Here is a 13,496-nt window from a genome sequence, read left to right on the forward strand (position 1 = left end):
TTTCCCATGCGTGTAAGTACCCATCAATATAGCCAGATGATGTCGTCGAGCTTGAATAATAACTCGCTTGGCCTGAACAAACTGATGCAACAGATGGCCACTGGTAAGCGATTGCTGCTGCCATCGGATGATCCAATGGCAGCTACCCGCGTGATGAGTCTGCAGAGCCAGCAGGCGTCACTTAGCCAGTATCAGAGCAACATCGACTCAGCCGATATATTGCTCAAAAACCAAGAGACACATTTGTCGAATGGGGTGGATGTGATGCTGCAGATCCGTGATTTGATGCTGTGGGCGGGTAATGATTCCAACAGCGTTGATGAGCGTGCAGCGATGGCGAGTGAGTTAGAGCAGTTGCAAGACACTCTTGTCTCTCTGATCAATGCCAAGGATGAGAACGGTAAATACATTTTTGCCGGGAACGAGGTCAATACTAAACCTCTGGATAAAGACGCTGATGGCAACTGGGTGTACAACGGTGACAGTGGTGTTCGCGAAGTCGTAATTGGCGATGGCGTGACGGTCAAAGTTAACGTCAACGCTGGTGATATGTTCTTCTCTGACGATACTAATTTGTTTAGTCAGATTGATGCCCTAGTGGAAGAGCTGCGTGATCCTGATTTTACCGCTGGTGGCAGCGATATTATCGACGCCAGCGTTAAGGTGCTGGATGAGGCACTTGGCTCGGTAACTGCTGCGGTTACCGATCTCGGTGTACGTCAGAACACGCTGATGACAGTGTCAGACGGTCATAGTGAGATTGAGCTGTTCAATAACCAGTTGATTGGTCAGCTTGAGGACCTAGACTACGCGGATGCGATGATTGAGTTCAATAACTATTTGTTAGCGCTGCAAGCAACCCAAGCAACTTATTTGAAAACGGCTAACATGTCTTTGTTTACTATGATGTAATAGCCAAGGTGGCGCAGTTGTGACGACGTGCGCCATCCTTGTTTCGACCCTTAGCATACAGTTAGGTTTATATCACTATGGTTTCCCAAATCAGCGATCTTAGAGCTGCCGCGTCCGGCAATCACAATCAGCCTCAAGTCATAGCCAAGCGCACAGAGCAGAGCAGTGCGGTTGCTGAGAGTCGCCAGCGTGATCCCATTCGTCTGTCGCGCACGCTCACGCCAGAGCATACGCGCTCGCAAAGTCTGCTGCAGCGCGCTCAGCATCAGCTGGCGTCGGCGCAGGTTGCGGAGCAAACCCTGATGGATTTGGGTAAAAGCCTAACTGAGCTCAATAAACGTCTGAGCAGTGCCTCGCGTAGCACACACGCCTCGCATCAAGTTCAGTCGCACGTTGAGCAGCTGACCGCGAATATGGAGCGTGAGTTTCAATCGGCGCAGTATCAAGATCAGCCTGTTCTGAGTCGCCAACTTAAGCCTATTTATCATGGTGAAGGGCAGACAACGTTTAAGGTCAAAGGGCTTGAAACTCAGCGCGTCGTGCCGCGTGATGAGATGCTGGTGTTTAACCTTGGCAAAGGGGGGGCCAGTGCCGTCCCGGTTAAGTTGCCAGCCAATGCCACGCCAGAAAAAATGGCCCAGCAGTTTCGCCAAGCCTTCAACGAGCACGGTATTGGTGTCGGGCTGGATAAGCAGCGCCAACTGGTGTTCAGTGCCAATGAAGGCGACTGGCAGCGCTTGCAGCAGAGCCTGAAAGTCACCGGTCAAGGCGAGCGCTTTCCGGCCGGACGCGCTAATCGCGCCAAGCTCGATACGACCCAGCTGCGCTTTGAGCCAACCAAGCTTAAAGCGGATAAGCCGTCACTGGCAGAGAGTCAGGCCGAAACTAAGCAGTTGCTTCAGCAGGTCAAAGCGAGCATCCAAGAGCTGCGCGACTATCGCCGCGTGATCAGTAATAAGATGTCGGATATCAGCAGCCGCAATGCGCAGCTGGCCGAGCTCTCTTTGGATACTGCTCAGCGTGACCTAGAGGCGATACTGCCGGCGGAGCTGAGCTTTACTCAGGTGTATCAAAATATCCGTATCCAAGCCAACGTCCATCGCCATACTGTGGTGGCCCTGCTATCTAAATAAGGCTTGGCTGCGAACTGTCATCCACTGACTGTTCGCCTAGCGTCTGGTGGAGGGGGTAGCCCTCCCTGCGGGCAATAGTCAACTATTGCCCATTAGTGAGACCCAGATGCAATCCCAACTTCCTCCCGGTATCGAAAAACTGGTTCGTGTCGAGCCACAGCAACTCAAGAGTGAGCGTCAGCTCTCCCAACCTGCGCAGCAGGCCAGTCATGTGCCGGCACGCCCTGGGCAGCAGCAACTGCCTGGGTTAATGATGCCACTTGCTCAATGGCAGGTGGTACGGATGCTTTATGCGCCCCATTCAGTCACCACCAACCCACGCGAATCCGCTTATCAAGCTCCGCCGCAATCCAGCCCCTCGCTGCAGTTTTCTGGTGAGCGGGGCGTATTGATGGCCAAGTTTGAGCTAGATGGTCAGGTGCACCAATTGCGCTGGCAGATCACGCCGGGTGAGGCTATTTTGCTCGGGGCTAGTTTAGCACACGAGCCACTGCTTAAATTGCTCCCCTCACTTAATGGCACGTGGCGTATCGTCGCCAATGGCACCGATATGGTTGATCCGCTGCAACTGCTTTGGCTTCCTATCGGCGCTGTTCAGACAAGTGGATTGACCACGGTTCCTTTCTATCAACAAGTTTGGTTTAAGCGTTTAGCGACCTTATTGGTCGCTCTTGGCGTGGTGTTTTTTGCTTGGCAGGGCTAAAGGTGAGGAGAGAAGACTCCTTGTTTAGGTGGTCAAATAGTGATCCCGAGCAAATAAAAATACCCATATCGGACTTAATTTAATTTTTTTCTTGTCGTCGAAAAAAGATCGCTAATTTTTTATTTAAGCGCCGAGAATCAAGTGACGTTTTCAAGTTGTGTAAGCGGTACAGTACAACAATAGAGGATTTTACTCATGCTTTCGATCCACACTAATTACACGTCACTACTGACGCAAAACAACCTAAACAAAACTTCTGGTGCAATGGACCAAGCGATGCAACGCATCTCAACGGGCTTCCGTGTAAACTCAGCTGCAGATGACGCAGCGGGTCTTCAAATTGCAACTCGTCTTCAGTCTCAGTCTAACGGCCTATCGGTTGCTTCACGCAACGCGCAAGACGCAACGTCTATGCTGCAAACAGCAGAAGGTGCATTCGACGAGATGACTAACATCGCGCACCGCATGAAAGACCTGGCAACTCAAGCTGCAAACGGCACCAACTCAGATACTGAGCACGCAGCAATGCAGGCAGAATGGGATGAGCTGCAGTTAGAATTGAACAGTATTGTTTCTAACACTCAATACGGCTCAGGCAACAACCTATTGGGTGCTGGTGGTCTACTAGATGGCCCAATCACCTTCCAAATTGGTGCTTCAACAAGTGAAACAATGACAGTGAACGTTAAGCCAGCTCTGGATGACGTGCGCGCTCAAATCACTACTTTAGCTTCAGAAGATCTAGCGACTGATGCGGGTCAAGCGATGGATGCTGTTGATGCGTTGCTGAATGGTGATAGAAGTGATGCTGATGTGGCTAACCACACTCAAGGTATCGGTGAAGTACGTTCACAACTGGGTGCGACTATCAACCGTCTAGACCACACAGTAACCAACCTTGGCAACATGCGTGAAAACACTGAAATGGCGAAAGGCCGTATCATGGATACTGACTACGCCGTAGAGTCTTCAAACATGATGAAGAACCAAATGTTAACGCAAATGTCTATGTCTATGCTTTCTCAATCAAACGGCATGTCTGGCATGGTAATGAGCCTAATCTAATCCATTAGCGATTGAATTTCAGGCAGAAAACCGCACCTCTCGGGGCTGCGGTTTTTTTATGCCTGAAATTCAGAGGCGAGAAGCGAGATCACTTCGTTGCGAGAGGCGAGGGCGCTCACAGCGCGCGGATTACTCCTCGCTCCCCGAAGTGAAACGTCCTCGAACCCCGCTTCCTATGCTTTGTGAGTAATGGAATCGAGATCAAATTAAGCCATTTCAACAACATTAATTCCGCTTAGTGAATGGTCGTTGATAGTCATTAATGACCAATAAAAAACTGCGTCCCACCAGTGAATTTATTCACTGAGTTGTATGCGGAATAAAGCGGATAACGGCTTTTCCGCGCAGCGGAAGCTTCCCTTCCGCCAAAAAATCCCCTTCGTAGCTAAAATCGGCGAAAAAGTGGGTATTTGTGAGGAAAATGGGCGTAAAAATTAATATTTGCTCAGGTTATAGGTTGGAACGCATCTTGCTCTAACAAGGTATTGGCCGACAGCACAGACCTGATGATATGACTCAGCCTGAGACGGCAAACAGAATAGGAACAGCGAAATGATTGATCCAGCACAGATGGCGATGCAGATGGTGATGATTCAGCGTCAGCCATTTGATATTCAATACGGCAACCAGAAGAAGATGTATGAGACCCAGCTTAATGCTTGGAAAGAGATCGACTCGGCATTTTCTAGCTTCAAGTCCGCGCTTGATGGCGTGAACCAGCCGGATAATAGCTTTGTTAAGAACTCAGTGACCACCAACGAAGATGGTTACATCAATGCCACCGCTGGCCGTTATGCCCGCGAGGGGTCGTACGATGTGTTTGTCGAGAGACTGGCCAAGGCGCAACAAGATACGGTGAGCTTTGGTGGTGACAGTCTGCCAAGTGAGGGCACGCTGACATTAACCGTCACCAATGAGAAAGGGGATGAAGAAGACATCGTCATCAACTTTGCTCAGTTCGATGACTTCCATGCCCTTGCCGATCACATCAACGAGCTGGATGCCGGCATCAATGCCAGTGTAGTGCGCTCGGATGGCGAGCTCAATCTGATGCTCAGTGCAGAGGAGACAGGGGCTGAAAACGGCTTTGGGGTTAAAGTCGATGGTGTTGAGCACTCGCATAACCGGTTGAGTGAGGCACTCGATGCCGTGGTACATCTTGGTGGCGAGGGCGGCCTTGTTGTCAAAAGCAGTGATAACGTGTTTGACGATGTGATCTACGGTGTCTCCTTTGAGGTGACCAAAGCCCATGAGTCGGGTGATGCCCCAATCACTATGGTGGTCGGTACAGACCAAGAAGCCTCTAAAGAAGCGGTTGAAGAGTTTGTTGATGCCTATAACGATCTGATGCGTGTGCTGCTCAAGCATACTCAGACCGAATATCAGGTAGAGAATGATGACGGTGACGACGATGACGAAGACAGTGATTATACCAAGGTCACCGAAGCGGGCGTACTAGCCAGTGATTCTACAGCCCGCAGTATAAAAAGCAGCCTCAACAATGCCATGCGCGGCATGTATGACGAAGGCACGTTATACAGCATCGGCATCGAAGCTAACCGTGATGGCACACTGAAGATTGATAGTGAGCGTTTTGAAAAAGCGTTATCGGAAGATCCAGAGAAAATCGATGCAATCTTTTTCGGCGAGACAGGGCTACTGAATAACCTTGAGCGTGTCATTGATCCGTACACAGGTAGCGCCAACAGTGGCAACAACTTGCTAAAAACTCGCCAAGATACCCTTCAAGGCAATATTGACCGTGTTGAGGACAAGAAAGAGCGCCTCGATTACCGCATGGAAAAAACCTACGAGCGTTACCTGCGCGAATACACCGCAATGTCACAGGTGATGTCACAGATGCAGTCGACTGGCTCAATGTTTATGTATTAAGGAAACCATGATGTTTAGCGAAGAAACGGGCTTTGATGCCTATCACCAAGTGGATGTCGAGGCACAAGCCGCGGCAGCTAGCCCTTATCAATTGGTTTTGATGCTGATTGACGGGTTTCTCGATACCTTAACTCGTGCAGAAGCACACATGAAGGCTAAGCGCCTAAGAGAGAAGGGTGAGTCAATCGCTCGTTGCCTAGACATCATTGGCGGCTTGAACAGCTCACTGGACATGGAGCGCGGCGGCGAAATGGCAGCACAAATGAATCGTCTCTATGACTTCTGCAGCCTACGTCTCTTCGAGGCCAGCACACAAAACGACCCGACCAAGCTGTCAGAGGTGCGCACTGTGATGACCAACATCCAGGAAGGATGGCAAAACTTTGGAGCCACGCATGGAAATAACTAGCACTGACCTGCGCAAGTTAGCGCTGCATATCGGTCACTGCTGCGAGAAAAAAGAGTGGCAGAAGCTGCGCAGTTTGGATCTCAAGATCCGTCAGGTACTTGAGCATCTCAAGCAGCACCCGCAGATGGCCCAAAGGCTACAACGTGATATTGCTCAGCTGCGCACCCAGCACAGTCAGGCGATTGAACGCTGTGATGAAGAGAAGCAGCGCATTGGGGAGACTCTAGCACGGCTGCATAACCAGCGCGAAGGCCTACAGGGCTACGATCAAGTAGAAAGGAGTGGGCTATGAGCACGGTCAGTGCCGCAGGTGCCAGTTCGGCTGCGCCATCTGGTGTCAGTAGTCAGGTGAGTTCAGGCGGGCATTCTGAGCTGAGTTTTGCTGAGCTGCTCGGCATCACTGAGCTGCCGAGCAGCCAAGAGGGTGAGTATTGGTTCGACCTTTACGATCAGCTCAAACACCTGGCTGAGCAAGAGGATTGGCAATTTAACCAAGACGAGCCGTTTTGGGCGCAGTTGACCCCAGAAGGGCAGTTTCGCGTTATCTCAATCGCGAGTCAGTTTGATGGTGAGGTGCAGCAGCAACTGGTGCAGATGATGCGCCGCGCGGATGGCCTGCAAAGCGTCGATGTGATGCTGGGCCAAGCTGGTCATAACCAAACGATGTCGGGCGCTCAGGGCGAGCATCATTCGCTGAACTTCTCGCAAGCACTCGAGCGGATGATGGCCAACGCTATGGTGCCAGTTCGCTCTGAGTTCAACAACCCAGAGCTATTGCAACCTACCAACAATCAAGCCTCACTCTCGATGCTGATGGCGCAAACAGGCAACTTTACCAGCACCGCCCAAGCCACTGGGGAGGTGCAGAGCACGCAAGCTGAGTGGGCGCCAATTAAGGTCGATGAAAACAAGCAGGCTTGGGGTCAGCAGATGCTCTCGGTACTGAAAGACCGAGTGCAGATGCAGATGAATCAAGATATCTCTCAGGCGCGCATTCGTCTCGACCCGCCGCACCTAGGTACCTTGGAACTGTCGGTTAAGGTCGAAAATCACAAGGTGCATGTGCAACTGTTTGCTAGCGATCCAACGCTAAGAGAGGCGATCTCTTCTCAGGCAGAGCGCCTGCGCACGGACTTGGAAACCAAGCAGCTGGCCGGGGCCAGCGTCGATGTTGATGTCAGTGATCAACCCCAAGAGCAGGGTGAGCCTCTATTCGTTAGCGAGCATCTGATCGCTGAGTCGAACTGGCAAGACTCCAACTTGCTCACTTCCGGTCCTGAGGACCATCGAATTACACGAATTATCTAAGGATGACACCATGATCAACTTTAATCACCCGACGGCCAAAGTGCTTCTGGCCGGTCTTGTTGCCGCCGCTCTGGTGGCGGTTACCGCCGTGGGTACCTACTCGATGATGGATAACCGCATCAATAGCGGTCAGGGGATATTTGGCTCGAAGAGCGACGAGAGTCGTGCGCACTTTATGCCATTGGATAAGTTTGTTATCTCGCTCAATGGTGATGAGCGTATGCACTACCTACTGCTTGAGCTGGACATAAAAACCATGAGCGAACGCGCGCATGAGGAATTGCACGATTATCGACCCATCGTCAATAACGTGCTTTTGAAGATGTTCAGCCAGACCTCGTACGAAGAGATGCGTGAGATGGATGACATTGAAGAGTTGCAGCGCAAGGTTAAGGCTCATCTAACCAGCACGCTGGCACAAAATGGCTATCAGCATGGCATCACCGATGTGCTGTTTACTAAGTTGGTTCTGCAGTAAGTAGGAGCGAATCATGCTGGATGCTCAGTGTAGTTTACCCGAGGAATATATCGATATTCAGCCCAAGCCCGCAGCCCGCAGCGAAAGCGAGGTACTGAGGGATTATCTGCCGCTGGTCAAGCGCATCGTTAATCAACTCAGACCACACTGCAGTGCGGCGGTTGGCGCCGATGATATGGAGCAGTTGGGCCTGATGGGGCTTTTGGAAGCGCTGCGCCGCTATGGTGAGCCCGATGAGAATTTTGGGCTGTTTGCCTCAAGGCGTGTCCGCGGGGCGATCTTAGATGAGCTGCGTCGACGCGATTGGCGACCACGCCAACTGCGTCAGCAAGCGCACGATCTGATGAACAAGCTCAAAGTCCTAACCAAGAAACTCTCTCGTGAGCCGAGTGAGCACGAGATCTTAGCTGAGCTCGGTTTAACCAGTAAAGAGTACCATCACCTGTTGTCGGTCAGTCAAGCGGAGGAGCTGCAAAGCCTGGATAGCTTGATAGAGCAGAACGGTGAAGGGTATCACCCTGAGAGCATCGAGGATGGCACGCGCCAGTTAATAGACCAGGATTTGATCCGCTATGCACTGGGCAAATTACCAGAACGAGAACAAATCATTTTAAGTTTGTATTACCTAAAAGAGCTGAGCCTTAAAGAGATCGCCATGGTGGTGGGTCTGACTGAGGCTCGCGTCTGTCAGTTACATAAAGCAGCACTGAATAATCTGCAAACGATGATCAAGCAACAATTATAGAGGAAAAATCATGCAACAAATTATTGGGATACTGGTCATTGTATTTGGCGTGTTCGGTGGCTATGTCGCTGCCGGCGGCTACCTCAACACCATGTGGCAACCAGCAGAGCTGGCGATCATTTTGGGCGCAGGTATTGGCGCAGTTATCTTGGGTAACCCACGCCATGTGATCGTCGAGATGTGGCGTCAAGGCACTTCGATTGGGGTGAAGAGAGATGAGCGTCGTTTGTATCAAGAACTGCTGTCTTTGATGCACCACCTGCTGGAACAAGTGCGAATTGGCGGTATGCGAGCGTTGGATGAGCACATTGAAGAGCCGGATCAGAGCAGCTTATTCCTGGCTTACCCAGAGATCATGGAGCACCCGGGCTTGGTGGTGTTTATCTGTGATAACTTCCGTTTGCTAGCGATGGGTAAGATCTCAGGTCATGAGCTGGAGGGTATGCTTGAGCAAGAAATCCTAGCGATTGAAGATGATATGCTCAGCCCATCGCGCAGTATGCACCGTCTAGCGGAAGCGATGCCGGGCTTTGGGATTCTTGCTGCGGTGATGGGGATTGTGATCACCATGACTAATATCGATGCCGATATGGCGCAGATTGGTATCAGTGTTGCAGCGGCACTGGTGGGGACCTTTTTGGGTATCTTCTTCTGTTACTGTGTGTTCGAGCCAATCAGTGCTGCGATGGCGAAGAAGATCAAGCGTGAGATTTCAGCCTATGAGTGTGTGCGCGCCATCTTAGTGGCGTACGCGACGGGCAAGTCTTCGTTGGTGTCTGTGGATGCAGGTCGTAAGTTGATCCTGCTGGATGTCAAGCCGACCTTCTCTGAGATGGAGAGTTGGGTAACTCAGCGAGTGTTCCAATAATGCGTAGTCCTACCCAAAATATCATTGTGCGTCGACCCCGACGCCGCAGCACTGAGAGCTCGAACAGTAGTGCGTGGAAAGTCGCCTTTGCCGACTTTACCCTCGCGATGATGGCCTTCTTTATGGTGATGTGGGTACTTCAGGTCACCACAGAGGATGAGAAGCAGCGGATTGTCGGCAAACTGGCCGGCAACCCAGACCTAATTGCGGTTGATGAAAGCTTTAATAATAACAGCCCAATGGCGATCGACTTTGGCGGTAGTGCGCTGCCCGATCAGATTAGTGCGGTGCCAAGCAACCCTGAAAACTTGGGCAATAGTCTGACCATTCAGGTTAAAGATGGCGATAGCAATAACTTCGGTGGTATCGGTACAGAGAGCTTAGCTTTGATCCCAGGACGTTACGACAACCAAGAGCAGATGACGATATTGGGTGAGTTTATCGATCAATACAGTGCTAACTTACATGTCAGTGAGCATGTTCAGGTAGAGATTGTGCCACAGGGGTTGCGAGTACTGATCAATGACGGTGATGAAAAACCGATGTTCCGCCGCGGTGGCGCTCAGTTTACTCACTTCTTCGAGGATCTGTTACTTGCCCTAGCACCCGTGTTCACCACGGTTGAAAACTCATTAATGATCTCCGGTCACGCCGACTCAACCGCGTTTGACCGCCGTTCATCTGGCAACAACTGGGTCCTTTCCGGACAACGCGCCCAACGAGCCCGTGCAGTGCTTGAATATGGCGGCATGCCAACCGAGCGGGTATCAAAAATCACTGCGATGTCCGACACCATGCTGCTCGATGCCGACAACCCAACCAGTCCAGTCAACCGCCGGATTGAGATCCTAGTCCTCACCGCCGAAAGCGAACAAATGCTCAACGCCCTGTTCGGCTACGGCAATGAACCAGGCACGGCGTTGGAAGAGGCGCGTACGGCGGCGGCTTATAATCAACCATTGGAAATCTATTGATTTCCAGAGGCGAGAGGCGAGATCGGGCTTTGCCCTGCGAGAACGCTTCGCTCGAGATGGTGGAACACTTGACAGCGGTTGTCTGAGTTGGAGAATTTTCTCGCTTCTCGCTTCTCGCTTCTCGCTTCTCGCTTCTCGCTTCTCGCTTCTCGCTTCTCGCTTCTCGCTTCTCGCTTCTCGCTTCTCGCTTCTCGCTTCTCGCTTCTCGCTTCTCGCTTTTATTTTTCCTCGCCTCTCGCCTCTCGATTCTCGACTCTCTCTCGAAGAGAGATTTTTTCACTTTGAGACAAGTACGCCAGTTCCAACCCGTTAATCTGCGCCTGCTCGATTTGGGCGGCTGATAATCCGGCCTTTGGTGCGGCTACTTGATATTCGTGGGGTAGCTCGATGCCTTCGACGGCTGGGTCGTCGGTGTTGATACACGCCATAACGCCGTGCTCAAGGAAGGTCTTGAGTGGGTGGGTGGCGAGGGACTCGACCGTGCTGGTTTGGATGTTTGAAGTTAGGCACGACTCGATGCCGATGCGGTGCTTGGCGAGGTAGTCCATAAGTTTTGGGTCTTGAATCGCTTTGACGCCATGGCCGATGCGGGTTGCGCCGAGCTGCTCGATGGCTTGCCACATGCTCTCAGGGCCAGCCGCTTCACCGGCGTGGACTGTGACGGCAAGGCCAGCATCGCGCACTTGCTTAAAGTGAGAAACAAACTGCTCGCCAGGTTGACCAAGTTCATCACCCGCAAGATCAATAGCCACCAAGTGATCACGTTGAGTCAGCAGGCCATCAAGCTCTTGCTGACAGGCTTCGGTGCCAAAAGTGCGGCTCATGATGCCAATCAGGTTAGCTTGCACGCCAAAATCACGCACCCCAGCTTGAACCCCATCAACCACCGCCTCAACCACGCCTGCGATAGGCAGTTGGTGCTTCATCGCCATGTAGTAAGGCGAGAAGCGCAGCTCGGCGTAATCAATCTGCGCGTTCAGCGCATCTTGAACATTCTCATACGCCACGCGGCGACACGCATCCAGGTCACCCAGCACCGCCACTCCCCAATCAAGCTTACTCAAAAACGCCACCAAAGACGGCTCAGCCTCAACAATCTGTACATGCGGCGTCAGGTTCGCCACATCATGCCCCGGCAAGTCGATTCCAAACTGCTGGCCCAGCTCTAGAATAGTCTGAGTACGAATATTCCCATCAAGATGACGATGGAGATCGGTAAGAGGAAGGCGTTTATTGATCATTGGAGTTATCCCTGCAGCTATTTAAATAAAGTCAATCGTAATTAAGGTATAGCGCGCTGAGGCGCAATTGACCGTAAAATACAGGGATATATCAGATTCATGGCTGTCGTAACAGCGTTATTCGCGGCGGGCGGGGAGGTAAACGTTTGCGCAGCGGGATCAGAAGCGAGAGTCGAGATCGTTTCACTGCGAGAACGCTTCGCTCGAGAGGGTGAAACACTTGGCAGCGGTAGTCGGGGTTGGAAAACTTTCTCGCCTCTCGCCTCTCGCCTCTCGCCTCTCGCCTCTCGCCTCTCGCCTCTCGCCTCCGATTTTAATAGAGTTCTTTAAGCTTACGCGTCAACGTATTACGCCCCCAACCAAGCACTTTCGCCGCTTCTTGCTTGTGGCCGTTGGTGTGTTCTAGGGCAGCTTCTAGAAGAATGCGCTCGAACTCTGGCAAGGCAACCGAGAGGATGTCGGAGTCGCCTTGGGCGATGGAGCTTTTGGCCCAACTGGCTAGTTGGGTTTGCCATGAGCCTGAGCCTGGGGTGCTGAGGGTTGATTTCTCTTCGATTAGCTCACTTGGTAGGTCGTTGGGCAGGATTTCGCTGCCACTGGCCATGACGGTCAGCCAGCGACACACGTTCTCTAGCTGACGAACGTTGCCTGGCCAATCGAGGCGGTTGAGCACTTCGATCGTTGAAGGGTGGAGGGTCTTGCTGTCCACGCCAAGCTCATCGGCGGCGCGTTTGAGAAAATGCAGCGTCAATTGCTCGATGTCTTGCTTGCGCTCGCGCAGAGCTGGGATCTGTACACGGATAACATTCAGGCGATGGAATAAGTCCTCACGGAAGTCTCCCTTATGCACCAGTTTCTCAAGGTTCTGGTGGGTCGCAGCGACAATGCGCACATCGACTTTAATTGCCGAGTGGCCACCAACGCGGTAAAACTGACCATCAGCAAGCACACGCAGAAGTCGCGTCTGGATATCGAGCGGCATGTCACCAATCTCATCCAAGAATAAAGTACCGCCGTTGGCCTGCTCAAAGCGACCTTGGCGCACGCTATTCGCACCGGTAAACGCACCTTTCTCATGACCGAACAGCTCTGACTCGATCAAATCTTTCGGGATTGCCGCCATGTTGAGGGCGATAAAGGGTTTTTGTGCCCGTGGGCTATGGCGATGGAGGGCGTGAGCAACCAGTTCTTTACCAGTCCCGGATTCACCGTTAATCAACACTGAGATTGATGAGCGAGATAGTCGGCCAATCGCGCGAAAGACCTCTTGCATTGCTGGCGCTTCACCAATGATCTCTGGCGTGCTGGTATCAAGCTCGTCTTTCATCGACTCTTGGCGCTGCTCTTGGCGATGGGCGAGGGCACGCTCAACCAGGTTCAAGGTCTCATCGACATCAAACGGCTTAGGCAGGTACTCAAATGCACCTTTTTGATAGGCGTTGACGGCCGCATCGAGATCCGAGTGCGCGGTCATAATGATGACGGGCAGCTCTGGACTTTGTGAATGGATCTGTTGCAGAAGCTCGATACCGTCTATCCCTGGCATACGGATGTCTGAGACCAGTACATCAGGGGTCTCGCGCTCAAGCGCGAGCAGGACACTTTCACCGTCGGCGAAGGTTTCGCAGCGGATATTGGCGGAGGAGAGGGTCTTCTCCATTACCCAGCGGATAGAGCTGTCATCATCAACAACCCACACATATCCTTTACTCATAATTCTCGTCCTCAAACTTGCTCACTGACATTGTGATAATTTTTAATTGAATT

General features: G+C 51.9%; 14 protein-coding genes. 12 read left to right on the forward strand and 2 right to left on the reverse strand.

Going from position 1 to position 13,496, the window contains the following annotated elements:
* Positions 1–6 precede the first annotated feature (6 nt).
* The 12 genes from flgL to ACZ5R2_RS02845 all read left to right on the forward strand — a co-directional run bounded on the left by flgL (position 7) and on the right by ACZ5R2_RS02845 (position 10,488).
* Positions 7–912, forward strand: coding sequence for a flagellar hook-associated protein FlgL (gene flgL, locus ACZ5R2_RS02790; protein ID WP_464900937.1), 906 nt, complete (start codon positions 7–9; stop codon positions 910–912).
* A gap of 77 nt (positions 913–989) precedes the next feature.
* Positions 990–2,045: a hypothetical protein gene (locus ACZ5R2_RS02795; protein ID WP_464900938.1), complete on the forward strand. Its 1,056-nt coding sequence runs from the start codon at positions 990–992 to the stop codon at positions 2,043–2,045.
* Between the two features lie 106 nt (positions 2,046–2,151).
* Positions 2,152–2,748: a hypothetical protein gene (locus ACZ5R2_RS02800; protein ID WP_464900939.1), complete on the forward strand. Its 597-nt coding sequence runs from the start codon at positions 2,152–2,154 to the stop codon at positions 2,746–2,748.
* Positions 2,749–2,943: 195 nt separating this feature from the next.
* Complete coding sequence (lafA, locus tag ACZ5R2_RS02805) at positions 2,944–3,813, forward strand: lateral flagellin LafA (protein ID WP_464900940.1); 870 nt, start codon at positions 2,944–2,946, stop codon at positions 3,811–3,813.
* A 552-nt stretch (positions 3,814–4,365) separates the two neighbouring features.
* Positions 4,366–5,706, forward strand: a complete 1,341-nt coding sequence (gene fliD / locus ACZ5R2_RS02810; RefSeq protein ID WP_464900941.1) for a flagellar filament capping protein FliD — start codon at positions 4,366–4,368, stop codon at positions 5,704–5,706.
* Between the two features lie 7 nt (positions 5,707–5,713).
* Positions 5,714–6,115, forward strand: coding sequence for a flagellar export chaperone FliS (gene fliS, locus ACZ5R2_RS02815; protein WP_464900942.1), 402 nt, complete (start codon positions 5,714–5,716; stop codon positions 6,113–6,115).
* Positions 6,102–6,407, forward strand: coding sequence for a hypothetical protein (locus ACZ5R2_RS02820; protein WP_464900943.1), 306 nt, complete (start codon positions 6,102–6,104; stop codon positions 6,405–6,407). Before fliS ends, ACZ5R2_RS02820 begins: the two co-directional genes overlap by 14 nt.
* Positions 6,404–7,423 carry a flagellar hook-length control protein FliK gene (locus ACZ5R2_RS02825; protein WP_464900944.1) on the forward strand — a complete coding sequence of 340 codons (1,020 nt, stop codon included), beginning with the start codon at positions 6,404–6,406 and terminating at the stop codon, positions 7,421–7,423. The genes ACZ5R2_RS02820 and ACZ5R2_RS02825 overlap by 4 nt, the downstream gene beginning before the upstream one ends.
* Before the next feature lie 10 nt (positions 7,424–7,433).
* Entirely contained in the window at positions 7,434–7,901 is a 468-nt protein-coding gene (locus tag ACZ5R2_RS02830) for a flagellar basal body-associated FliL family protein (protein WP_464900945.1), read from the forward strand.
* A gap of 13 nt (positions 7,902–7,914) precedes the next feature.
* Entirely contained in the window at positions 7,915–8,646 is a 732-nt protein-coding gene (fliA, locus tag ACZ5R2_RS02835) for an RNA polymerase sigma factor FliA (protein WP_464900946.1), read from the forward strand.
* Between the two features lie 10 nt (positions 8,647–8,656).
* Positions 8,657–9,514 carry a flagellar motor stator protein MotA gene (motA, locus tag ACZ5R2_RS02840; protein WP_464900947.1) on the forward strand — a complete coding sequence of 286 codons (858 nt, stop codon included), beginning with the start codon at positions 8,657–8,659 and terminating at the stop codon, positions 9,512–9,514.
* The gene (locus ACZ5R2_RS02845; protein WP_464900948.1) at positions 9,514–10,488 is read left to right on the forward strand and encodes a flagellar motor protein MotB; all 975 of its coding nucleotides are present in this window, start codon (positions 9,514–9,516) and stop codon (positions 10,486–10,488) included. The genes motA and ACZ5R2_RS02845 overlap by 1 nt, the downstream gene beginning before the upstream one ends.
* Before the next feature lie 218 nt (positions 10,489–10,706).
* Here the strand turns inward: ACZ5R2_RS02845 and add are convergent, their stop codons facing one another.
* Entirely contained in the window at positions 10,707–11,729 is a 1,023-nt protein-coding gene (gene add, locus ACZ5R2_RS02850) for an adenosine deaminase (RefSeq protein WP_464900949.1), read from the reverse strand.
* A 313-nt stretch (positions 11,730–12,042) separates the two neighbouring features.
* Positions 12,043–13,443, reverse strand: coding sequence for a nitrogen regulation protein NR(I) (gene glnG, locus ACZ5R2_RS02855; protein ID WP_464900950.1), 1,401 nt, complete (start codon positions 13,441–13,443; stop codon positions 12,043–12,045).
* Between the last annotated feature and the right edge of the window lie 53 nt (positions 13,444–13,496).

The sequence above is a fragment of the Vibrio sabulosilitoris genome (genome assembly GCF_055391395.1).